This window comes from Paenibacillus sp. EB106-05-06-XG162 (assembly GCF_058791655.1).
Window position 1 is genome coordinate 159,640 of record NZ_JBYTDT010000010.1, and the last position, 23,975, is coordinate 183,614.

Below are 23,975 nucleotides of genomic sequence, written 5' to 3' on the forward strand. Positions count from 1 at the left end.
ACGAGGGCTTATTTCGATTCAATCGTCTGACGACGATGCATGAACCTTCGAAAATAGAATTAAACAAAGTGGGTGGAATTGGTAGAAGATAACGCTTGCATAATTAATAATTAAGGGTATACTTGTATACAAGTATACTTGGTTGCAAAAGAGGTGAAGTTATGGCGGATTCAAAGGAATTTATTTATCCCGAAAAATGGCTTTCAAAAGCTTCGACTGGCGATCGTGTTGCAAGTGAACTTCGAATGCGCATTATTTCTGGCAGGATCGAAAGCGGTTCCATTTTGTCTGAAAATAAATTGGCTGCCGATTTTTCAGTAAGCCGATCCCCCGTTCGCGATGCATTGAAAGTACTGGCATCTGAAAATATCATTCGCTTGGAAAGAATGGGCGCCGTTGTCATTGGTTTAACCGAAAAAGAAATCAACGAAATATATGATGTCCGTCTACTCATAGAAACGTTTGTCTTTGAGCGTCTGGCGAATATGGATACGAATGAGTTGGTCAAAGAATTGAATAAAATTATGGAAATGATGAAAATCGCCATTAAATATGAAGATGCGGATGAGTTTTCTTACCAAGATGTCTTATTCCATGAGACAATTATCCGTTCCATTCAACATTCCTACGTCCTGATGATTTGGAGTAATTTAAAACCCGTTATGGAAAGCTTTATTCTATTATCGATGCGTACTCGCTTTAAGGAAACGTACGAAGACTTAGCGCGGATTATCAATAATCATGAACTTTATATACAAGCCATCGAGACGAAAGATCGAGCACTCATGGTTAAGTCCTTGCATCAAAACTTTGATGATGTTCAAAGGAAAGTCGATGACCTCTGGATGTCGCAGCAAATGTTATCAAAAGGAGTAGAACAAGAACATGAGTAGCTATATGTTAGGCGTAGATATCGGCACAACAAGTACCAAAGCGGTATTGTTCACCGACAATGGCGAAGTCATTCAAACCGAGAATATCGGTTACCCACTTCATACACCGGATATGTCCACGGCGGAACAAGATCCGGATCAGATTTTTCAAGCCGTACTGCAAACGATTTCAAATATTAGAAAACAGCATTCGGATAAACAACCAGCGTTTATTTCATTTAGCAGCGCCATGCATAGTGTCATTGCCATGGATGAAAATGACCAGCCGCTGACACCATGCATCACCTGGGCGGATAACCGTAGTGAAGCATGGGCACATAAAATTAAAAATGAACTGAATGGCCATGACGTGTATAGACGGACAGGAACACCTATTCACCCCATGTCGCCGTTATGCAAAATTACATGGATTGTGAATGACCGTCCTGAGATCGCTGCCAAAGCCAGAAAGTATATCGGAATCAAAGAATATATCTTTAAGAAATTGTTTGATCAGTATGTCGTCGATCATTCCCTCGCTTCATCGATGGGGATGATGAATCTTAATACGTTAGATTGGGATGAAGAAGCACTTCAAATCGCCGGCATAACACCTGCTCAATTATCTGAGCTCGTGCCAACCACCAACATATATAACCATTGCAATTCGGACTTAGCCCAAAGGATGGGCATTGATCCACAGACTCCTTTTGTCATTGGCGCGAGTGACGGCGTGCTCTCTAATCTAGGCGTTAATGCCATCGGAAAAGGCGAGATTGCAGTCACCATTGGGACAAGCGGAGCCATTCGAACCGTCATTGACAAGCCGCAAACCGATAAAAAAGGAAGAATATTCTGTTATGCCTTGACGGAAAAGCATTGGGTCATTGGCGGACCGGTTAACAATGGAGGGATGGTCCTTCGCTGGATTCGCGATGAACTTGCCTCCTCAGAAGTAGAGACGGCGAAAAGACTAGGGATTGATCCCTACGATGTATTAACGAAAATCGCTGAACGTGTGAGACCAGGGGCAGACGGTTTGCTATTCCACCCCTATCTCGCAGGAGAACGTGCGCCACTATGGAATCCGAACGTACGCGGCTCCTTCTTCGGCTTAACGTTGTCACATAAAAAGGAGCATATGATTCGGGCTGCCTTGGAAGGCGTTATTTATAATCTATATACCGTGTTCCTAGCATTAACGGAATGCATGGACGGTCCTGTGACCCGGATTCAAGCAACGGGAGGCTTCGCAAGATCTGATGTGTGGCGGCAAATGATGTCCGATATTTTCGAATCTGAAGTCGTTGTTCCCAAAAGTTACGAAAGCTCTTGTCTGGGTGCATGTATACTAGGTCTCTATGCCACAGGAAAAATTGACTCTTTTGAAATCATTAATAACATGATTGGCAGTACCTACCAACACACACCAAAAGAAGAAGCAGCAAAAGAGTATAGACAATTACTGCCGATCTTTATCAGTCTATCAAGAGTATTAGAAGAAGATTATACGCGAATCACCAATTATCAAAGAAGCTTAATCAAAGACAACAAAGAATAAACAATAAGGGGAAATTACGATGCCATTAGTCATTGTAGCAATTGGGATTCTAGCATTACTTGGATTAATCATGGTCTTGAAATTAAATACCTTCATTTCATTAATCATTGTATCGTTCGGCGTCGCCCTAGCCCTTGGCATGCCGATGGGAGATATCGTTAAAACCATTGAGGCCGGCTTAGGCGGTACACTGGGCCATCTAGCTCTCATATTCGGTCTCGGTGCCATGTTAGGCAAGCTGCTCTCGGATTCCGGGGGCGCACAACGTATCGCCATGACCCTTGTGGACAAATTCGGTGAGAAGAACATTCAGTGGGCTGTCGTGACTGCTTCGTTTATTATCGGCGTTGCCTTATTTTTTGAAGTTGGATTAGTATTATTAATCCCTATTATTTTCGCCATTTCAAGAGAATTGAAAGTTTCGATCTTGTATCTCGGGATTCCAATGGCCGCAGCTTTATCCGTAACGCACGGATTTTTGCCGCCCCATCCGGGACCGACCGCGATTGCAGGTGAACTTGGCGCAAACCTTGGTCACGTACTGCTGTATGGTTTTATTATTGCCATCCCAACAGTCATTTTGGCCGGACCTGTATTTACGAAGATCTCCAGAAAGCTCATGCCGAATGCATTCACTAAAACCGGGAATATTAGCTCGCTAGGCGAACAGAAGGTATTTAAACTTGAGGACACGCCTGGTTTTGGCATCAGTGTATTTACCGCCTTACTGCCTGTTATCTTAATGTCAATCGCAACGATCATTACTTTGCTGCAAAAAACAATAGGATTAAACGATAACGGATTACTCGCAGCGATCCGGTTCATCGGGGATGCGGATGTGGCCATGCTGATTTCGTTATTAGTGGCCATTTATACGATGGGATTGGCAAGAAAGATTCCAATCAAAACCGTCATGGAGTCATGTACAACAGCGATTTCTCATATTGGTATGATGCTCTTAATCATCGGCGGAGGCGGAGCCTTCAAACAAGTATTGATTAATGGCGGCGTTGGCGACTATGTAGCCCAAATCTTCCAAGGTACTTCCTTATCGCCGATTTTGCTGGCCTGGATCATCGCTGCCATCTTACGTATTTCCTTAGGTTCTGCTACAGTTGCTGCGTTAACAACGACTGGTTTAGTGCTTCCAATGTTAGGTGCATCTGACGTTAATCTAGCTCTCGTCGTCCTTGCAACCGGAGCTGGCAGTCTCATTGCTTCACACGTAAATGATGCTGGTTTCTGGATGTTCAAAGAATATTTCGGTTTAAGCATGAAAGAAACCTTTGCGACGTGGACTTTGCTTGAGACGATTATTTCCGTATCCGGACTAGGATTTATTTTATTACTAAGCTTGTTCGTATAGTTCTTTCCAGGCAGTAAAGGCTCAGCTTAAGTGGGGGTTTTTACTGCCTATTAATCTTAGAAAAAAGGTGCAAACATATGTTGAATACCATTGGCGTTATTGGTTTGGGAGTCATGGGCAGTAATATCGCTTTGAACATGGCGAGTAAAGGGGAACACGTTGCTGTCTATAATTACACAAGAGATTTAACCGATAAACTGGTCGAAAAAATGGATGCGTTAACGGTCCATCCCTATTACGAAATGCAAGATTTTGTGCAGTCCTTAGAAAAGCCAAGAAAAATCTTTCTTATGGTGACGGCGGGCAAGCCGATCGATTCCGTTATTGCTTCATTATTGCCTTTTCTTGCGTCCGGCGATATCATCATGGACGGCGGCAATTCCCATTATCAAGATACGGAACGCAGATACGATGAATTACGTCCCAAGGGAATCGGTTATTTGGGGATCGGCATCTCCGGTGGAGAAGTTGGTGCTCTGCTAGGTCCTTCGATCATGCCAGGCGGGGATCGAGAGGTATATGATAAAGTCGCGCCCATTCTTACCAAAATAGCGGCTCAAGTGAATGGCGAGCCTTGCTGCGTTTATATTGGTCCGAGAGGCGCAGGGCATTTCGTAAAAATGGTCCATAATGGGATCGAGTACGCAGACATGCAATTAATCGCCGAAGCCTATACCTTTTTAAGAGAAAGATTAGGCCTATCGGTGAATGAAGTCGCTGACATTTTTGAAACATGGAATCAAGGCGAACTGAAAAGCTATTTAATCGAAATTACAGCAGAAATTCTAAGAAAGCAGGATCCCTTAACCGGCATGCCGCTAATCGATGTGATTCTGGATAAAGCAGGGCAAAAAGGCACGGGCAAATGGACGAGCATCCAAGCGATTGATAACGGGATCCCGACTTCCATTATTACGGAGTCTTTGTATGCCCGGTATATCTCATCATTGAAAGAAGAACGTGTGATTGCGGAGAGCATCTTGGCAAGTCCCAACATGGATCAGGAGCATTTACATTTAGATAAAACCTTGTGGATTAACTACGTTAAACAAGCATTATATATGGGTAAGGTTTGTGCGTACGCGCAAGGATTTACGCAATATAAAATGACTTCTGAACTTTACGGCTGGGATTTGCCTTTGAAGGATATTGCGCTCATTTTCCGCGGCGGTTGTATCATCCGTGCAGAATTTTTAAACGTAATCAGCGAAGCCTATGAGGCACAAACAGATCTTGCCAATTTATTAATTTCTCTATACTTCGCGGAGAAGGTATCGGCATACCAAGACGCGTTGCGGGAGATCGTCTGTGAAGGGATGCGTTCCGGCGTTGCGCTGCCATGTTTAAGCGCATCGCTAACTTATTTCGATAGTTATCGGACCGGCATGTCGAATGCGAACCTTTTGCAAGCGCAACGTGATTATTTCGGTGCTCATACGTATGAACGAAGTGATCTGCCTGGAGTCTATCACACGGACTGGCAGTAATTCTCTCATCGCAAACGATGCGGCCTCCGTCCTGTGAAATTCAGGACGAAGGCCGCATTTTTTCTCTTTATTCGTTAACCCAACGTATTCTGAGCTTCGGATGTCGCCTCCTGCGCAATGACCGATCCGTCTTCAAGCCGCATCCATGTCTTGAACGCACGGCTGCCCTCATCAAGCTGGATCACACGCGCACCTTTCAAGAACCCTTCCCGGCTGTAGCTGTTGTATCCTGTCTTGCGACCGTAACAGAGCTGGATTCGGTGCAATTCACCGATATAATCATTCGTATGGTCATGGCCGACGAAGGTTCCCATCACATCCCCCATCTCAACCATCGCGGCGAAGAACCCGGTATTAATACGAGGGCAGCAGACTGGTTCGAACCGATCGCCTACCGTGTTGCCTTGCTCCCATGCAGTGACATATTCTTGGAGCGGAATGTGGAAGAACGCCAGCGCTGGCAATGGTGTGCCCCCGTTCTTGGCCGTATAGGCCCTTGATTCCTGCTCATACCACGCGATCTGGCTGCGATCAATCCAGCCATAGCCATCCACGTGAGAGACCGTCGATACGCTTCCGGAATCCAGATGATAGAGCAGCGCTGCCGGTACGCCTTGCGCATTCACGACTTCCAGACAATAGTTGCCGACGCCCGCGATGGATGCTGGACCCGGAACGGCGAGACAATGCGGGTTCTTCATTGCTTGTTCCATCAGCTGTTCCCGCGTAATATTGACTTCAGTGTCATGGTTGCCGAATACGACCGTCCAAGGCACTTGACGCTCCTCAACGACCTCAGCAACCAACTGAAATGAATCCAATTGTCCATCCACGCAATGATGTGCCTCAATGACATCGCCTGTGAATACAACAAGATCCGGCTGCTCCGCATCGACGATTTGGCCAATTAATGCACAGGTCTGCTCATCCTTTGCATCACCTTGGTGAATATGAATATCCGTAAATTGAACAATTTTGAACGTACGATCCTCACGAAATTGTAGTGTCGTCATTTCCCCATAACTCCTCTATATTCATATTGTGATTGAGCGCTTAAGCGCTTGTCCATTCGTCATCGGACTTGTCTGCCGTATTAGAGCGAATCTCCTACGGTCTCAAGTCCATAGATACCTTCCATTTCGGCTAAAGTCACGACCACCTCCTCATATCGATTCACTCGCTTCAGCTTCAGATGTAGTCTTACAATCAATAATCCATCCGAATCGACAACTTCACCTTCTTCTTTCTCGACGACCAGCTTATTCATCTGAATGCCCTTATCACTCAAGTAATCCACAACTTGGTTCAGACTTGAGGACCCCCGGGCCATCTTCAGGACCAACTGCCTTGTTGCCTTAGTCCGTGAGAACCGCTTCTCCATCTTATTCAAGAAGAACAAGCTGACGACGACGAGCAGGGTTAGAATGCCCGCTCCGTAGTAGAACCCCGCGCCAGCTGATAACCCGATTGCTGCCACCACCCATAGCGAAGCCGCTGTCGTAAGTCCCGAGATCGTCAGCCCCGTCCGTAGTATTGTCCCTGCGCCAAGAAAACCGATCCCGCTGATCACTTGGGCAGCAAGCCGTGCGGGATCGAGACGCACATTCGGGTCAGCCGCGAATGCTGCGAAGCCATACATTGATAATAACGCGATCGCAGCAGAACCCAGACAGACGAGAATATGCGTTCGAAACCCCGCAGAATGGCCGCCAAGCTCGCGTTCCAGTCCGATCAAACCGCCCAGCAGAAGGGCAAGCAACAAACGAATGGTCATCTCTAGATTGCTAATGTGCCAAATCATTGGATCATATGTCGTGTTCACCTGGCATCTCCCTTTTACCCATCATCATGCTAACGCATTCAAAACACGGCAATCCTCCACTGGGAGGAACAGCCGTACATTCGTACCTTCCCCAACCCGCCTTGTATCCTGATCATGCAATCGATCGACGATCACCTGCATGGCCTGCACGCGAATGAAATACCGCATAACATTGCCAAGAATCATGCTGCGCTCCACCCTTCCTTCGCCGAGGCGCATCCATGCCGCATCGAACAAGCCGTCTTCTTCCTCCGTAGGAACAATCCGAATCGATTCCGGCCGCACGGCGTACAGCTCCCCAGGCGGCATCTGTGCCAGCTGACTCTTCGAGAGTTCCTCCTTGCGCCAGACATTATAGCTGCCGATGAACTTCGCGACGAATTCGGTTGCCGGCGCCGTATAGATCTCTGCCGGCGTTCCTTGCTGTTCCATGATGCCGTTATTCATCACCACGATCCGATCCGAGATCGTAAGCGCCTCTTCCTGATCGTGGGTCACGAAGATGGTCGTCATCTTCAGCTTCCGCTGAATGTCGCGTATCTGATGCCGCAGATGCCGGCGGATCTTGGCATCAAGCGCACTTAGAGGTTCATCCAGCAGCAATACTTTCGGGCGTTTCACAAGCGCGCGAGCGAGTGCGACCCGCTGCTGCTGACCGCCAGATAATTGCGCAGGGTATTGATTTTCTTTGCCGCGCAAATCGATTAATGCAATCATCTCTTCCACGAGAGGAGTATAGTCACGCTTCGTCATCTTCTCCATCTTGAGCCCAAAGGCAATGTTCTCGAAGACGGACATATTCGGGAATAACGCATACGATTGGAACACCATCCCGACCTGCCGCTCCTTCGGCGACAAATGCGTGATGTTGCGTCCGCCGACCATGATCGAACCCGAGTCGATCGAGATCAGACCCGCGATGGCGCGAAGCAGCGTGCTTTTCCCACAGCCCGATGGACCCAGCATCGTGAGGAACTCGCCCTCTTCGATCGTAAAATCGATATCCCTCAGCACGGTCTGTCCTTCATACGTCTTAAGCACCGCATCAATATGAATGTAGCTCATTGATCCTCTCCCCCCGGTTTCGGATGTGCGAGATAGCCTTTTGGCTTCCGCTTGCCCAGCTTCAGCACGATGCCTGAGATCAAGAAAATAAATAAAAAGTACGTCACAACAACCGCACTCGCCGATGGGCCGGACACTTTCATCGCATTATACAAATACTGCTGGACCGTCTCGAACTCCCCGCCAACAAGCATCCGACCCATGACGAACTCGCCGAATACCATCGAGAAGGATAATAGGCAAGCGACCAGCGTCCCCGACCATATATTCGGGAGAATAATCCGGAGAAACGCGTTCATTTTTCCCGACCCGAGCACTTCTGCCGCTTCCATCAAATCCTGTGCATGGATCGTCCGCAGACTGCTCCGTACGCTCTGATAGATAAACGGCTGGATGAGAATGAAGTAGACCGCGATCAGAATCCAGATCGTACCTGTTAATGGGACTGGACCGCCGGAATAAAGCTTAATCAGACCAATCGCTGCCACAACAGGCGGAAAGGCGAACGGCAGCAGCACAGAAATCTGAAGCAGCTTCTCCCACTTGGGAAAGTACACGGCGAGGACGAAAATCACCGGCACCATTACCGCTAGCCCCAAAGATACGGTCAATACGCCAACGAGCAGCGTACGCAGCACAGCGAACAAAAATCTCGGATCGCTGAAAATATGCCCATACCACGATAGCGTATAGCTCGTAGGCAAAATGCTAGATTGCCAATCCTTCGCGATGGAGAAGAGCAGCGTCGCAACGATCGGCAGAAATAGATAGAGTAAGAGTACAGAAATGATGATCGTAGGCCCTGCTCCCTTTCTGCGAGCAGCCTCCGGCTGCGAAGATCCCCTCATAAGCCTCTCCTCCCCGAATACCGTGTCATCCACTCATTGAGGAACATCGCGAGCAGCATGATGATCGCGAGAATCACCGCAAGTGCGCTACCAAGCTGGAAGTTCGGGAAGATATCCCCCGATACAAGAGCGGCGATTCGAATCGACAGGAGGTTGAAATTGCTGCCGGTCAAGGCGTAAGCCGTCGCGTAGGCGCCGAGTGCATTCGCAATAAGAATACTGAATGTCCCTAGAATGCTAGGGAGCATCATCGGGATCCCAATATGCCGCCAGAACCGCCATGCGGATGCGCCGAGCAGTGCCGATGCTTCCTTCCACTCCTCACGAATCCCGTGAAAGATCGGATAGACGAGCAGTATCGCGAGCGGAATCTGGTAGTAGATGTATAGCAAGAGAAGCCCGTTCTCGGTATAGAGATCGAACTTTGCAAGTGTGTCTAGACCGAGCCGCTGGAACAGCAGGGTAAACGCTCCGTTGTTGCCGAGCATGATCATATAAGCAAAGGCAAGCGGCACCCCAACGAAATTCGTAATCATGTTGGATACCATCAGCATCCGATCGCGAAACCCTTCGGAGAGACGGGTAATGGCATACCCGCACACCAAGGCAATGATGATCCCGACAATGCTCGAGATGAGCGCCACCTTCAAACTATTCCATATGGCCTGCAGATAGATATCGCTCGTGAAGGCTCTTATGTATTGGCCAAGGGAAAACCCTTGGCCGCTATCATCTTGGAAACTCATCACGAGCATGCCAGCAATCGGCAGCAATTCAAACGCGGCAATCCAAATCAATAACGGAAGACAGACGAGCAGCATTATTTTATTTTGGATTGGACCTGTTCTAGCCATAATTGCGGCAGCTCCTTAATCGATTTCTCCCAAGCCTTGAAGTCGCTGATCGGTTTGGCGTTCGCATATTCATCACTGCTAATCAATTTGGAGGCGACATCATCCGGGAGCTTCACGCTGGAACGGATCGGACGCGCATACCCTTTGGCTAGGTTAATCTGACCCTCATCGCTAAAAATATAAGCCCGTGCCAGCATCGCCGCATTCGGATTCTTCGCATTTTTGTTAATGACGGAAGCATAACCGCTCGTTACGCTGCCCTCTTTGGGGATATGAATCTCAAATTTTGCCGGATCGATCTGATCCCGATACCCCAAGGAGTTGAAATCCCATAGCGTAACCACTTGGATCTCGCCTTTCTGAATATTCGGCACGGTCGCATCCACCTTGGAGATCCGATCCTTCGACGCCAGATCCGCGAAGTAATCGAGTCCAGGCTTCAGGTTGGTCACATCCCCGCCGAACGCCAGCGCCGCGGCGAGCACGACATGCTGCGCTTGCGCTGCTTTGCCCACATCACCGAGGGCAACCTTGTAATTCCCTTCCTTCAAATCGGCCCAGCTCGTCGGGCACTTATCGACCAATGTCTTGTTGCAGAGGAAGGAGATGGTCCCGGTATACCCCACCATCCAGTCTCCGTCATCATCCTTCGCCCATGCCGGGACTTCATCCCAGAATTCCGTCTTATACTTGAGCGTTAACCCTTTCTCTTCTGCGACCGGACCAAAGGCAATGCCAACGTCGCCAATATCGGGCGGGTTGCCTTTCTCCGTCTCGAATTTGGCTAGCTCTTCCGCGCTGGACATGTCGGTATCCGTATGCTCAATTTTGTATTTGCTGAGCAAGTCATCCCATGTCCCTTTCCAGTTCGCCCAAGAGTCCGGCATCCCTACGCTGGCTAACTTCCCTTCCTTCTGCGCGAGCGGTACCAGCTCTTGCAGCGTTAGCGTCTTGCCTCCGTTTCCGTTCGAACCCGAATCATCCCCCGTCTTCGTACCTGATGAACAAGCTGCAAGTAAAGTCATGCTCGTTAGCGCCGCCGTAAGTGCAAGAATTGTGAAGAATCTCATACCTCTCCAAGACTTCATACTTCCACCTCTCCCCATATCGCTAGAATTAAATCTATACAACCCAACTCCGTGAATCCCGGAATCAGAGCGGTAACTGGATCGGGTGCTGCGACTCTCGTATGCAGAGACTTATTTCACTATAAGCGTGCTTGTTCTTCAATATTCATGAATTTCTGATTAAAACAGGTGATACAATTTATTTATGTTGTTTCTTGTTGTTTATGTTTGTTTCTTTTTTGATGTTATCGCAAAATTGCGGTAGGTTCAACAATAATTCTATCTATAGGGGCAAAAAAAAGTGAAGGATCACCTTCACTGCATGATCACGCAAATGGAAATGGGTTATGCTCGCACGTCAAATAAAAAGAGCATCGACCTCTCGGTCGATGCTCTATGCCTTACTTCGATATAATGTTCTTCACGCGTCCAACTTGTCCGTTCGTTAGTCGCACCTTAATCCCATGCGGATGCTGCGGGGAATTCGTTAGAATATCCTTCACGGTCCCTGCTGTCAGGGCACCTGTCCGCTGATCTTGCTTCAGCACGATCTCCACTTCGAGACCCGGGCGAATATTCGCGCGTAACTGTCCACTCATCGCTGTCACTTCCTTCTTAGGCTCTTGGCTTAATGATCGCAATCACTTGCTTGCCGCTGACTTGAATCCCCCGCTCTAACTGGCCGGATTCAGACAAGTCGCGGACCATATCTTCAGCAACCCGCTTCGCAGGGTCCGTCTGCTTGCGGTCAACGAGTACCGTCAACTGAACACTGTTCCCGGTGCTGAGAATGCGCTCCGCCTGACGCTTCTTCGTGTCGTAGTCATGCTCCTCGATCGCCGACGTCACGCGAATTTCTTTAACTTTGGCAGGTGCTGAAGCTTTCTTCTCTTGCTGTTTCTGTTGATTTTTCTCTTGCTTATGTACGTTCTTCGCTACGAGCTTACACGGCGGCGGGCTCGACATTAACGAGAGACAGACAAGATCAACCTTCAGCTCTCTCGCCATCCGAAGCGCTTCGACCGTCGCCACGACTCCAAGATCCTCGCCATTCACACCGGTCAGCTTCACTTCCGACGCTTTGATTTGTTCATTTGTAATCATTATTCAACCTCCTGACTCCTCACTCAGTTATAGCATACCCTTAGGTAACAAATATACGAACGGGATGACAATGACGACAACCAGTAAGATCATACAGAATACACTTTCGCCAAAAGACCCTGTATCGATCGCCATAAACCTCGGCAGAATACGGAATTTCTTCTTCCATGGCCAGAATAATGCTACACCCTGTTCATTCAACAAGTCAATGAGGGGATGGGATGCATACGCTAAGAGACAGGTCCAATAGAAAAAGTCCGGTAAGGGCGATAAAAGAAAACCGAGTGCAATGAGTGCAACAATCGAGTGCGTTAAGGTTCGATGCTTCACGCCGAGGAATTGCAGCAAATAAGATAGAGGCAAGAAAACCTTGGCCATCGTCGACCCTTTCTTATCGATATCCGCTAACGGCCCGGCGAGACATCCGATCAGCAGCGCTGCACCAGATTCCCAAGAGATGAGCGGCTGCTGAAAATAAATCATAACACCTTCGGCGGCAAGCACGCCGGCTAGGCTGTGTGTTTTCTGAAGCATAATTCCATCCTCCGCGTTTCTGCTATGGTGTATTGTATTCTCCTAACGGAGTACTTCATTATAGCAAACATACGATCGCATGGCGAGAGAAGATTGGTAAGCGCGATCAAAGTCAAACAATAAATAGAAAACATAGATTAAAAATGGTAAAATATGACGGAGAGAGGTGGGGATATGCGGTACATATCATGTGTTCTAATCATTATGTTTATATTAACAGGCTGTGCATCAGACTCTGGCAAGAACGGGCCTACCACCATCACATTAACGCCTGTCGACATGTTCAGCGGTAACGCTGCGAAATTGAAACCATTTCTTGGCACCATGTCCGGCGCATTCAAACTACGTTATGAGGGGAAAAGGCCTAATGCTAATCTAGATATCGATCTATGGAAAGACGGAAAAAAAACAGCCTCCTCCGGCTCTATTGGGGATTTGTTCTTTAGCCCGAACGAAGAAGATAACGAAATGGAAGTCATGATATCAATGGATACGGATTACTACGCATCCGAAGGACAAGAAAAGAAGATCAAGGTGAAAGTCGGAATCACCCATGCAACTGGATCCAGCCTAATGACCTTTACCATCCCATGGGATAAAAAATACACTTCACTGGGACTGCTCAGCGAGTATGAACCACGTACCTTCCACAAAGATGACGCGGTGCCTGTATGGGGCATGCAAGCAACGAGCACGAATACCATTCGGACGGCTGACTTGTCGCCTGAATCCTTAAGAAGACTGGAAGCGGCGATCCTCTTCACGCTGCGCATCGAGGACCAATAACAGCAAGGGGAACATCAACGGACTTGATCCGTGATGTTCCCCTTGATTCGTATTCCGGTCATGAAGCCGTCATTCGACGCTATCATTTTATCAAGTATCAGCAGAAAAGCCGGCTTTCATGTCGTTTCTACTCTTTTCCTATATACTTATCCATAAAGCGATCTACTTTTTGGAAATATTCAGTGGGGTAATGATTGATGGCATCGATATGCTCCGTATTATGCGGGTACCATACTTCTGCATACGGGTCGTCTTTTAATGACTCCCAAATTGCTTCTGTATTTTTATAACTAATTTGCTGATCTCCAGTTCCATGAATCAGCATAACTGGCTTGTCTTTCATCTTCTTTACTGCATCCATAGGAGATACGGAATCAAGATCAACTTTTAAGACCCATTTACCCACCCATGTCGATGTATAACTAAATGGAAAAGAAGGTAAACCTGAGAAGAAGGGCAAACCCTCTCTCAGAAATAGACCTGCATTACGAAAAGGACTATCTGCAACTACAGCTTTGATGTCATCACTCTCACTTGCGGCTAGCAAAGTAGTAGCAGCACCCATTGAAAAGCCAATAACTCCAATGTTATCACCAGCATGGTCTCTGGATTTCAAATAGCTTACAGCTCCAAGCAAATCATATTTTTCATTGAGGCCAAGTGTAATCATATTACCATCGGATTTACCTTGCGAACTGAGGTCAAATGCCAATACATTATAGCCTTTCGGAACGAAATGCTCTACTAACTTTTTGGTCCGCCCTTTGACTAATCGATTGCTTGTATATCCATGGACGACAATAATCGTCTGATCACTTGCCTTATTGGAAAGACCATTTGCATGAAAGAAGGAACCTCTAATCGTATTATCATTTTTCAAGCTCTTGAACTCAACCTCTTCGTAGGGAGTTTTATCGATATTCAAGTCGTAGCTGACATTCGTGTCTCTAGGATGGTGCATCAAGGTATCCATTACTTTATAGGATATAAAAAATACTAAACCCACTACAAGCAATAGCACGATCCCTAGGATCAATAAAATATTCCTCCGTTTTTTCGAACGAACGTTTAATGTCAAATTTGGTTGTAATGATGTTTCACTCATTCAGATTCCCTCGCATTTTTTTAGGTTGTGTAGGTGCGAACAAATATAAGGCGTGCTCCTTCAAATTTCCCCACTCGGGGTGATGAATAATACTTTCTCCAAGAGTTAAGCCTATCCCATTTAAGAAAGAGATATAGGCACGAGAGATCATAGCTGGTGAAAAATTTTTGTTGAATTCTCCCATTAACTGTCCCTTGGCATAGATGCATTCGATAGTATCTGTCATTACTTTTGTACTTTCAAGGACCTTCTGTGTAAGTTCAGGAAATCTTATCCGTTGTCCTAAGACATATTGAACAAGCCGCAATTCATTTGTATAGCAATAGATATGATTGAATTGTTCTTCTACCATGTTCTTAATTAATACGCCCGGCGTCCCCTCTTGTTTTAGACAAGCAAGCGACTTCTCCTGAATATCAGCAAGCGGCTCAAGGACAGCGGCGTAGAATAAGGCTTCTTTGCTTGGGAAATATTGAAAAATGGTTCCAGCAGTCACTCCCACACGCTGCGCAATAAGAGCTGTTGTGGTATTAGAATATCCATTTTCTGCAAACAGGACAACGGCTTCTTTTAGGATACAACTACGCCGCTCCTGTCTTTTTTCTTCATTGATTGGTCTTGCCAAATTCATTCCCACTCTCTGTAGATTTATTTGTAATTAATTAAATAATCAATCATTTAATTAATAATATATCTTTAATTACGAATTATTGCAAGCGTGAATTCATCCTACTGATGAGAAGAATGAAATTTCACAAATAAAAACAAGCCAGAGCGCTGCCCAACATGCGCTCTGGCTTGTTTTTTTATATTACTTTGTAAGAGTACACGCTCCGACTTCCTCGAACCGCAAGTCGATCAATTGGCGCAAATCTAGATCCAATAGCACCTTCCAACTCGATATATCGCACATGCTCTGACACATCAAAAAAAGCGACTCATTCTCGAAGTTACCTCCGGAATGGCCGCTTATTTTTGCAAATATAAAATAATTAATTATTGCGCATTGAATGTATCTGTCAATACAGGTACGATCTGCGACTTACGAGATACAACGCCTTTTAGAACTGCTTTGTTGTCCGACAACGTTACGTTGTAAGCTTTCTCCACGATGTGTGCCGATGCGCCTAGGGCTAGACCAACGGAATCATTGTTCAAGATGTCTGTTACCACAAGCAGGAACAAGTCTAATCCTTTGTCCGCGATGATTGTGTTCAGCGCCGCTTCCAGCTCGACTTGACGACTAAGAACATCGTTCACATCAACCGCATTCACTTGCGCGATTTCGACTTTTGCATTACCCATTTGGAATTCTTTCGCATCCAGAGAGATCAGTTGCGCAATTGTCTTGTCGCTTAGGTCTGCACCAGCTTTCAACATTTCAAGACCGTATTCATCTGCATCCACGCCTGCGATTTCAGCAAGCTCACGCGCTGCAGCTACGTCTTGCGTTGTGCAAGTCGGGGACTTGAACAACAAGGAGTCCGAGATAATCGCGGACAACATCAACCCTGCGATTTTCTTGTCGATGGCAATGCCGTTCTCTTTGTACATTTTATTCAAGATCGTCGCTGTGCAACCTACTGGCTCAGCACGGTAGTAGATCGGACCGCTTGTCTCGAAGTTCGCGATACGGTGGTGGTCGATAACTTCGATAACACGCACCTTCTCAATGTCGTTCGCACTTTGTTGACGCTCATTATGGTCGACGAGAATAACTTCCTTCGCTTCATCCGCAACATTCTCTACAAGACGCGGCGCTTCCACCTGAAAATGCTGGAGCGCGTACGCTGTCTCTCCGTTCACTTCACCTAGACGAATAGCCTCAACGTTCGCGCCAAGCTTCGTCTTCAAGTCTGCATAAGCAATTGCAGAGCAAATCGTATCTGTATCAGGGTTTTTGTGTCCGAAAATCAATACTTTTTCCATCATCGTACTCCTTATTGATCGAATTTTATTATGTTCAAAGTATAACGTACCACTTCCATTACAATCAAGATTATAACGTGAATCATCTTATATTCCAATCCCTTTAATAGGAATAAATTGTGAGATTCGTAGAAAATCATAACAAACACAAAAAGAGCCGATGATTCGGCTCTTTTCGCTATAGATAAGACTTATTTCGTAGCAGCTGCAGGGGGAACTACAGGCAGCGTTACTGGTGGTGTTACAGGATTATTGAATAGATTACTAAGCTTGAACCCGTTCGATGATGTGGATAGGCTATTGACCGATACGACTTTGCCATTCGCTACCGAAAGAACATAAGCTTGATACTCGACGTCGAAGACAAGTTTGTTCCCGAATGCATCGTTATCCACCATCGTGAAGATTGTCGTATTCCCGCCTTTTTCTACGCTTTTATAATTGCCTGAAATGACTCCATTTGCTTTCGCCAAGTTCCAATCTGTGTTCATAGGAACTAACATCACTGCGTAAGACGAAATATTACTTTCATTAGCTGCACGATCAAAAGTGACTTTAACCGTCTGACCGTCCGCTTCTACGTTACTCTTTACATTGCCTGCAGCCGGAACCGATTGATCGATTAACGTGAACTCGCCGGAAGGCACGGAGAGCACATTGCTCGCGCCAGATCTGCTATCCGCTACCGTAAGAACAAATACGCGGTAAGTATCCCCTTTGATCAACTGCTTGCCATATACATCTCGGGCTTGATCGGAAATCGATTTTTTAATGGTGGTTGTTGAGTTCTGTTTTGCAACTCCTGTATAGTTCGTTGCGTTCACACCATTGGCCGCCGAGAGGTTGAAGTTGCTAACCTGATCTTTTGGTACGAACATGATGCGATACTCCGCCACGTTCGTTTCATTGGACGATTTCGTGAACGTAACATCAATATCGCTGCCGCCGCTTTGATTGTTCACGACATTGCCTGTCAAGTTCGATGCGCCGTCAATCGTCTGGACCGTTGCAAGTGTAATTTCCGGTGAGTAAGGAGATAATGCGTAGCTACCTGTATAACTGCCTCGCCCTACAGCCAACACGAAGATCCGATAGGTAACGCCGTTGCGGATGGCTGCACCGTCCACATCTCTTGAATTACTGTCAAGTGTCACGCTAAGGTTACTACTTGTTTTGGTTACGTACTTGTAATTCGAGCTAGAAATAGAACTTGCGCGGGACAGAGTAAAGCTCGACGCATTACCAGCCTTCACGACCATCACGCGATAGTGATCAATGTTGGATTCATCGTTCGAACGGTTGAACACCACCTGCAGGTCGCGTCCATCGTTATAGTCGGCTACGTCCGTACCTGCGACATACGTCGGTGCAGTAATATTGTAATTATCCGCTAGTCGAACCGTCGAGGAAGCATTCGAGAGTGTATTGTCGCCATAGTTCCCTACCGAGAGTACGAAAACTTGGTAATTCACGCCGTTGCGGATCAACGCGCCATCCACATCACGTGCATTGGAAGCCAGGTTCGTGCTGATGTTGCGGCCTGTTTTGCTGACGGACGTGTAATTGGAGCTCGATACCCGATTCGCATCAGATAAGCTGAATCGGCTAGCATCCGAAGATTTGACAACCAGAATCCGGTAGTGGTTAATGGAAGACTCATCCGTTGCACGCGTGAACGATACGGACATGTCGCGGCCGTCGTTGTAGTCGCTCACGTCGCTCGCACTGACATTCGTTGCACCTGCACCGACGTTATTCGATAAGCGAATCGTCGATGACGAAGAGGATAATGCATTGTTATAGGCGTTCTTATCGCTCGAGATCGCCATGACGTAGACGCGGTAGTCTTCGCCATTGCCGATGTAGGAACCGTTCACTTCTTTTGCGTTAGACGGCAGCGTCGTGACGATATTGTAGCCTGTCTTCGCGACGTCATAGTATCTACCGGAAGCGACGGCATTCGCATCGGATTGTGAGAAGTTCAATCCATCACGAACACGCACTACAAAAATGCGATAATGGCTGATTTTCGATTCATTCGATGATTTGTTGAAACTCACTTGCAAGTCGCGTCCGTCATTATAGTTGTTCACATCTGCAACGCTAGTAATGACAGGTGCACCAACAGTGCTGCCTAACGTGATCGAAGTTGATGCGGCAGACAATCGGTTCGTATTCTTCGAATTGTTGCCCTCCGCAAGCACGAACACCGTGTAAGACACACCGTCTTTAATATATTCGCCAGACGTATCGCGCGCTGTGGAGCTTAGTGTCGTCGATACGTTCTTCCCTGATTTGTCCACAAGGGTCGAGTTCTGCGAGGATACCGCATTCGCAGCCGTAAGATCGAATTTGTACGCGTCCTTCGTCTTCACTACAAGAATACGATAGTTCGCAATACTCGTCTCGTTGTCAGGCTTCGTGAAGCTAACGTATAGATCGCGTCCGTCGCCGTAGTCGCTCACATCGCTTGCTTTCACATTCGTCACGGCCGATACAGGCGTACTTGCCGTTACCGTAACCTTCTGTGAGCCGCTGGAGAGCGCGAATTGATTGCTCTTGCTAGCTGTTAGAACATAAGCAACGTATGATTGGTTCGCACGAATTAAATCGCCGTCCACATCCCTTGTTTGCGATGTTAGCGAGATATATTGATCCCCGCCAATACCGAGTACCGTCGTATAGTTTTTCGAAGATACAGACTGTGCCGTCGATGTTGAGAAATAACTGGATTTCTCCGACTTCACGAGCATGACACGGTAATGATCCACGTTCGACTCTTTCGCAGCTTTGGAGAAGCTCACCTCGATATCGCGACCGTCACCATTCTGCCCGGTAATCCGTGCATTGACATTCGGTACAGACGTTACGCCGCCTGAAGATGTCTTGATGTATACTGCTTTGGACGAAGGGTTCCAATCCACCTCTTCCCCCATCGCTTCGCTGACGAAACGAACTGGGATCATTGTACGGTTCTTGATGCTCTGTGCGGGAACATCCAACGCTACCGACTCCCCATTAACCATCGCCGTTTTGGATCCTAACTTCAGAACGACTGTTGTGTCGTCCCGTTTTGCCGTAACCACTTTGGTCCGCTCATTCCAATCGACACTAGCGTTCAATCCTTCAAAGATCGCCCGCAGCGGCAGCAGCGTTCTGCCCCCGATCGAGACGGGCGGCTGATCTGTATACAACTGATTCCCATCAATATAAATACTAATTGAATTCGTAGGCGCCGCTTTGACGTTTGCCTGTGGCGTGAACGTAACAACCAGCGCGCCAGCTAGTATTGCAGATAATAACTTTCTCACATTTTCATCCTCCCAATCACATTTCAAAACGACATGTCGAAACATGGTCTAAGAAGTTTGACGCAGTACACCCTGCAAAAGTTCCAAGAATTATATGAAAATTGTTTGTCATTTTTATAAAGATTACAAAAAGATGGGAACCCAAACATGGTATTCTGCATAGTAGAGTCAGAAAGGATGGTGGATACATGCTGCCCGATGAATTAGAGCAATGGGCTGATCTCTACGCTCAGCGCTTGGTTCGATTAGCTTTTACATACGCGCGTGATTACGGGCATGCCGAGGATCGTGTACAGGATGCCTTTCTCAAAGCGTATACCATGCAGCACCAATACAGATCGGAACGCGGCACCCTCTTCTCCTGGCTCGCCAAAATCGTCATTAATGAATGCCGAATGGCCTATCGCCGCAGCTGGCGCGAGAAAGTGATGGAGATCCTGCCGGAGCGCGCTACCGAGAGTACGGAAGAAATGTACCTATCGAACGTAAGCGCACAGCTTGTCTATCAAGCCGTTCTTGAACTGCCAGAGTTCCTACGAACGCCAATCGTCCTGCACTATTATGAAGATTTGTCCGTAGAAGAGATCGCATTTATTCTCGCCAAGCCCGCAGGCACCGTCAAATCCCGCCTATGGCGAGGACGTGCAAGATTACGTCATATGTTAGAGGAGGAGTACGATGAACAACCCCATTCGTCAATCGAAAAGCTGTCATGAAGAAGGAACGATCGATGTGGTCGCGTTTAAGCAGAGGTTAGCGGAGCGAGTGCGGGGTGAGGGAAGAGAAGGGGGTGCGGGTGTTCGTCGTGGGGCTAGTCGTCGCAGATTTATTATCACAACCATGACTGCTATTGTACTTAGTACCTGTGTTCTGCTGAGCAGCTATCCTTCGATCGCGAATTGGTTCTCCACCCTAACCGACCCTACCATTCTGGATTCGGGAGTCACATCAGCAACGAGAGAAGGATATAGCGTGAATGTTGATGCTGCTGTCAGTGATAAGAACATAACTTTACATATCGTTGATGTCCTAGCTGACTCGACCCGGCTGGTTGTATCATATTACGTGGAACGGGATGGTGGAAGGTTCGCAGATTTGTTACATGGTGATCTATCCGTCACAGATTCTACGGGGCACATCCTAACGAACAGCTATTCTAGATGGCAACGTGATGAAATAGGTGAATATGGATATTTAACCTTTGTCTTACCTGAATCACCCGAGAATCTTAATATCCAGCTTAATATCAATAAAATACAAGTTCCTGGGACAGGTATAAACCCGCATCAATATCTGTATGGTAAATGGAATATAACTATTCCTATTAACATCAGCAGCAGTAAGTCTGCTACGCAATCGGTTATCATTCCAAAGACTACTGATTTTTCGATACCCCAGGGAGATTCACTCGCTCTTCAACGGATTACCTTCTCCCCCAGCATGACACGATTCGAATTTGACAGTACGACACAACGAATCATGTCGGTCGATTATACCATTAAGGATGGCGATGGAAATATCATTCTTATGAATGATGCCAAATCTCAGTACAATAACACGCTCTCTTACGCTCCGCACCCCCAACAACAAACCAATGACCAGCGTATGAAATATTTTATCAGCATCGATCCGCTTGGAACAGGAAGAGACTATGTTTTTCAGGCGACGGGTGTATGGATTATTGAACCAGTAAATTTCAATTTTCCGATTGATAGGAAACTGTTACAACAACAAACTATCACGAAAAAGTATGAAGAGACGACCTTCCAAATCGAGCGTTTTACACTTGAGAAAGATCTTAATAACCAAAATGCTTATACTGCCACGCTTCAGATCAACGCAGATAGAATAACACATCATTACATGGGGTTATATAGATGGGAGCTAGTAGACGATGAAGGCAATCATTATCCGATGGTAGCTCAAACAGAATCTCCACTTGGTCTTAAATGGGGAGGTCGAGGCGAGTTTTATGAACTGAACCAATCGATCACATTCCGCAATCTACCGAAGAATTCGGACGCGAAGCAATTTACTCTTGTTCTCTCCAGCTTCCCACATTACTACGATTTAGATTGGACGATTCCTTTCACCGTACCAACGAAATAACAAGAAAGCCAAGAGGAGCGCATTTATGATGCATTCTTCTTGGCTTTCTTCCATTGAACTCTAATTAGCGCTTTCACCATCGTCGCCACTTCGCGCACCTGCCGCTCACTCATCCACCAGCTATCATGGATTCTCGCAGTAATTTGTACACCAAATGCCATAGTTAGCAAGCTATCGTGGATCTTTGCAGTAACTTCGCATTGATTCCGACTAAAAGTGTCGATTCTAGCCCTCTATCCTGCAGGATTCCACTATAGCACACCAAAAGTCGGAAATTGGGCTGCTACAGTGGATGAAATCCAACATAGCCGAGCCGCGAACTGTGTCCCATCGAATCCGCTACCGTATCTCAAACCACCATCATCGCTCATGGTCGAGTTGACTGTTCACCGCCACGCCGTAAACCTCCCCATAGATAGAGAGCAGTCTCTGTTGTGTCATACCCAGACCATTGTCACTGATCGATAACGTATAGCAGTCATCCTCTTCTTCTCGTGATTAAAACTCCCTCCGTCGCCAGATAGTACGGATAACCAATGAAAACTGCGAAACATAGAATTTATTTTATAATATAATTATCGATTATCCTTATATAGTTATATACCTTGCATAGCAATGTAATAAAACTATATAATAATTGTAAGGAGGTGGAAAATCTGAGTTTTGATAAAGAAATTTTAAAAGGTCACATTGATACAATCATCCTATCCTTACTACAAATAAAAGATATGTATGGATATGAACTAGCCAAGGTCGCACATGAGAAAGCACAGAATACATTTGATCTCAAAGAAGGAACGATGTATTTATCATTAAAGCGCATGGAAAAGAATAATTTCATAGAATCGTATTGGGACGATAATGATAACCGAGGCGGAAGGCGGAAGTACTACCGAATATTACCGGATGGTTTGGAGCGACTCGTTCAAAAAAAGCAGGAATGGATAGCTGTAAATCAGCTTTTACAATTCTTTTTAAGAGAGGATGGCAATAGTGAAACAAATTGATGAATATATAAACTCTTTATTCCTTCATGTACGAAATACTCCTAATGTAGCTGAGTTAAGAGAAGAAATGAAACAACATCTTATAGATTCTACTCAAGATTTTCGCGATAAAGGCCATTCACTTGAAGAGAGCATCAACCTTGCGATTGATAATTTTGGTGAGGCTAATAAGCTAATTAATGGGTTGACTGAATCATATATTATCCGTAGAACTATTGCTAAATGGCTTCTTATAGTATCTATTTTATTCGGTTTGATCGGAATGGTCTTAACAACAGCATATCAATTATGGAATGAGAACTTATCACATAAATTGATCCTCAAATACTTAAACCCAATAAACCAAAACATACAAGATAATGGTAATTTGGATCCATTGTCTCAGTTATCAAATATTGTTGATATGAATTTAGGCGGAATTACTGGATATGGCTATAAGATTCTAAAGGTGGGGCAATCCAATGCAGAAAAAACACAATATGATTCCATTTATCCAAATTCCATAACAACAACCGCTCAAAGTCAACTCAAAAAAATGAATTCTAAGAATAATTTATTTATTCACGAATATCCAATAGGTAGTTACGGCATAAGAACTGGAGATGATCGTCAAATAAATATTGAACTTTTCCAATGGAAGCTTACTCCTTTCGTCGCAAATACTGGATATCTAGGTTTGTTATCTTTTTGGATTCTGTTCACGGTTTGGGCATTAATCAATCTTTACCATAATCGAAACCTCAATTTAAAATGGATACTCCTTATTGGTGTTTTCAACATATTTGGATATTGGTTATATCGCGATCAAACGAAATTTAAACATCAGAGATCATCATATACTTGGATAAAATTACTCATAAGATTGTTAGGCGCATATATCATTTATGTTGGGTTTAGCGTTATTACATTCAAAGATCGAGGAGTTAACGTAAATATTCAAAAACTAGGTATATACATCCCACTAGAAACAAGCCAATTAATTCTTTATGGTATTGGGTTTTCATTGGTAGGGTTTTTAGTTATTAGCGTAACCTTCATATTTAATATTAAAGCTTCCCCCCGTATTCAAGGGTAAAGAAACAAAGCAGTATTTCACCATCATACTCGGGCAAAACCCATTTCGGTCGTTCAGGTAAGCAATTTCACAA

The 23,975-nt window shown here is 45.9% G+C and carries 23 protein-coding genes; 9 read left to right on the forward strand and 14 right to left on the reverse strand.

Annotated features, from left to right (window positions below; all coding sequences use genetic code 11):
• Window positions 1-161 precede the first annotated feature (161 nt).
• The 4 genes from AC3WU2_RS20400 to gnd all read left to right on the forward strand — a co-directional run bounded on the left by AC3WU2_RS20400 (window position 162) and on the right by gnd (window position 5,286).
• A complete protein-coding gene (locus AC3WU2_RS20400; protein WP_492456895.1) occupies window positions 162-893 on the forward strand; it encodes a GntR family transcriptional regulator in 732 nt (243 codons plus the stop codon).
• On the forward strand, window positions 886-2,433 hold the full coding sequence (gntK, locus tag AC3WU2_RS20405; RefSeq protein WP_492456896.1) for a gluconokinase: 1,548 nt from the start codon (window positions 886-888) through the stop codon (window positions 2,431-2,433). The genes AC3WU2_RS20400 and gntK overlap by 8 nt, the downstream gene beginning before the upstream one ends.
• A 19-nt stretch (window positions 2,434-2,452) precedes the next feature.
• The gene (locus AC3WU2_RS20410; protein WP_492456897.1) at window positions 2,453-3,799 is read left to right on the forward strand and encodes a GntP family permease; all 1,347 of its coding nucleotides are present in this window, start codon (window positions 2,453-2,455) and stop codon (window positions 3,797-3,799) included.
• Window positions 3,800-3,876: 77 nt separating this feature from the next.
• Complete coding sequence (gene gnd, locus AC3WU2_RS20415; protein WP_492456898.1) at window positions 3,877-5,286, forward strand: decarboxylating NADP(+)-dependent phosphogluconate dehydrogenase; 1,410 nt, start codon at window positions 3,877-3,879, stop codon at window positions 5,284-5,286.
• A 74-nt stretch (window positions 5,287-5,360) separates the two neighbouring features.
• On the opposite strand, the gene AC3WU2_RS20420 is transcribed toward gnd, so the two are convergent.
• The 9 genes from AC3WU2_RS20420 to AC3WU2_RS20460 all read right to left on the reverse strand — a co-directional run bounded on the left by AC3WU2_RS20420 (window position 5,361) and on the right by AC3WU2_RS20460 (window position 12,580).
• Window positions 5,361-6,299: a metallophosphoesterase family protein gene (locus tag AC3WU2_RS20420; protein WP_492456899.1), complete on the reverse strand. Its 939-nt coding sequence runs from the start codon at window positions 6,297-6,299 to the stop codon at window positions 5,361-5,363.
• 80 nt (window positions 6,300-6,379) lie between these two features.
• Complete coding sequence (locus AC3WU2_RS20425) at window positions 6,380-7,108, reverse strand: MgtC/SapB family protein (RefSeq protein ID WP_018757388.1); 729 nt, start codon at window positions 7,106-7,108, stop codon at window positions 6,380-6,382.
• Between the two features lie 24 nt (window positions 7,109-7,132).
• Complete coding sequence (locus AC3WU2_RS20430) at window positions 7,133-8,173, reverse strand: ABC transporter ATP-binding protein (RefSeq protein WP_492456900.1); 1,041 nt, start codon at window positions 8,171-8,173, stop codon at window positions 7,133-7,135.
• Complete coding sequence (locus AC3WU2_RS20435; protein WP_492456901.1) at window positions 8,170-9,021, reverse strand: ABC transporter permease; 852 nt, start codon at window positions 9,019-9,021, stop codon at window positions 8,170-8,172. The genes AC3WU2_RS20430 and AC3WU2_RS20435 overlap by 4 nt, the downstream gene beginning before the upstream one ends.
• Window positions 9,018-9,875 (reverse strand): ABC transporter permease, encoded by an 858-nt coding sequence (locus AC3WU2_RS20440; protein ID WP_492456902.1) that lies wholly within the window; start codon window positions 9,873-9,875, stop codon window positions 9,018-9,020. Before AC3WU2_RS20440 ends, AC3WU2_RS20435 begins: the two co-directional genes overlap by 4 nt.
• Window positions 9,842-10,963 carry an ABC transporter substrate-binding protein gene (locus tag AC3WU2_RS20445; RefSeq protein WP_492456903.1) on the reverse strand — a complete coding sequence of 374 codons (1,122 nt, stop codon included), beginning with the start codon at window positions 10,961-10,963 and terminating at the stop codon, window positions 9,842-9,844. The genes AC3WU2_RS20440 and AC3WU2_RS20445 overlap by 34 nt, the downstream gene beginning before the upstream one ends.
• 380 nt (window positions 10,964-11,343) lie before the next feature.
• Window positions 11,344-11,541, reverse strand: a complete 198-nt coding sequence (locus AC3WU2_RS20450) for a YwbE family protein (RefSeq protein ID WP_492456904.1) — start codon at window positions 11,539-11,541, stop codon at window positions 11,344-11,346.
• A gap of 16 nt (window positions 11,542-11,557) precedes the next feature.
• Window positions 11,558-12,046: a translation initiation factor IF-3 gene (infC, locus tag AC3WU2_RS20455; protein ID WP_492456905.1), complete on the reverse strand. Its 489-nt coding sequence runs from the start codon at window positions 12,044-12,046 to the stop codon at window positions 11,558-11,560.
• A gap of 27 nt (window positions 12,047-12,073) precedes the next feature.
• Window positions 12,074-12,580, reverse strand: coding sequence for a metal-dependent hydrolase (locus AC3WU2_RS20460; protein WP_492456906.1), 507 nt, complete (start codon window positions 12,578-12,580; stop codon window positions 12,074-12,076).
• A 174-nt stretch (window positions 12,581-12,754) separates the two neighbouring features.
• Between AC3WU2_RS20460 and AC3WU2_RS20465 the strand changes: the two genes are divergently transcribed.
• Window positions 12,755-13,366 (forward strand): hypothetical protein, encoded by a 612-nt coding sequence (locus AC3WU2_RS20465; RefSeq protein WP_492456907.1) that lies wholly within the window; start codon window positions 12,755-12,757, stop codon window positions 13,364-13,366.
• Window positions 13,367-13,493: 127 nt separating this feature from the next.
• Here AC3WU2_RS20465 and AC3WU2_RS20470 read toward each other — a convergent pair whose 3' ends face one another.
• From AC3WU2_RS20470 to AC3WU2_RS20485, 4 genes are all read right to left on the reverse strand, one after another.
• Complete coding sequence (locus tag AC3WU2_RS20470; protein WP_492456908.1) at window positions 13,494-14,471, reverse strand: alpha/beta hydrolase; 978 nt, start codon at window positions 14,469-14,471, stop codon at window positions 13,494-13,496.
• Window positions 14,464-15,096, reverse strand: a complete 633-nt coding sequence (locus tag AC3WU2_RS20475) for a TetR/AcrR family transcriptional regulator (RefSeq protein WP_492456909.1) — start codon at window positions 15,094-15,096, stop codon at window positions 14,464-14,466. The genes AC3WU2_RS20470 and AC3WU2_RS20475 overlap by 8 nt, the downstream gene beginning before the upstream one ends.
• A gap of 371 nt (window positions 15,097-15,467) precedes the next feature.
• The gene (locus AC3WU2_RS20480) at window positions 15,468-16,400 is read right to left on the reverse strand and encodes a manganese-dependent inorganic pyrophosphatase (RefSeq protein WP_492456910.1); all 933 of its coding nucleotides are present in this window, start codon (window positions 16,398-16,400) and stop codon (window positions 15,468-15,470) included.
• A 191-nt stretch (window positions 16,401-16,591) separates the two neighbouring features.
• Complete coding sequence (locus AC3WU2_RS20485; RefSeq protein WP_492456911.1) at window positions 16,592-19,711, reverse strand: copper amine oxidase N-terminal domain-containing protein; 3,120 nt, start codon at window positions 19,709-19,711, stop codon at window positions 16,592-16,594.
• 188 nt (window positions 19,712-19,899) lie between these two features.
• On the opposite strand from AC3WU2_RS20485, the gene AC3WU2_RS20490 reads away from it, so the two are divergent.
• The gene (locus AC3WU2_RS20490; RefSeq protein WP_492456912.1) at window positions 19,900-20,427 is read left to right on the forward strand and encodes an RNA polymerase sigma factor; all 528 of its coding nucleotides are present in this window, start codon (window positions 19,900-19,902) and stop codon (window positions 20,425-20,427) included.
• Window positions 20,390-21,820, forward strand: coding sequence for a DUF4179 domain-containing protein (locus AC3WU2_RS20495; RefSeq protein ID WP_492456913.1), 1,431 nt, complete (start codon window positions 20,390-20,392; stop codon window positions 21,818-21,820). Before AC3WU2_RS20490 ends, AC3WU2_RS20495 begins: the two co-directional genes overlap by 38 nt.
• 23 nt (window positions 21,821-21,843) lie before the next feature.
• Here the strand turns inward: AC3WU2_RS20495 and AC3WU2_RS20500 are convergent, their stop codons facing one another.
• Window positions 21,844-21,981 (reverse strand): hypothetical protein, encoded by a 138-nt coding sequence (locus AC3WU2_RS20500; RefSeq protein WP_492456914.1) that lies wholly within the window; start codon window positions 21,979-21,981, stop codon window positions 21,844-21,846.
• Between the two features lie 495 nt (window positions 21,982-22,476).
• Between AC3WU2_RS20500 and AC3WU2_RS20505 the strand changes: the two genes are divergently transcribed.
• Both AC3WU2_RS20505 and AC3WU2_RS20510 read left to right on the forward strand, forming a co-directional pair.
• On the forward strand, window positions 22,477-22,827 hold the full coding sequence (locus AC3WU2_RS20505) for a PadR family transcriptional regulator (protein ID WP_492456959.1): 351 nt from the start codon (window positions 22,477-22,479) through the stop codon (window positions 22,825-22,827).
• Entirely contained in the window at window positions 22,814-23,902 is a 1,089-nt protein-coding gene (locus AC3WU2_RS20510; protein WP_492456915.1) for a permease prefix domain 1-containing protein, read from the forward strand. Before AC3WU2_RS20505 ends, AC3WU2_RS20510 begins: the two co-directional genes overlap by 14 nt.
• Window positions 23,903-23,975: the final 73 nt, after the last annotated feature.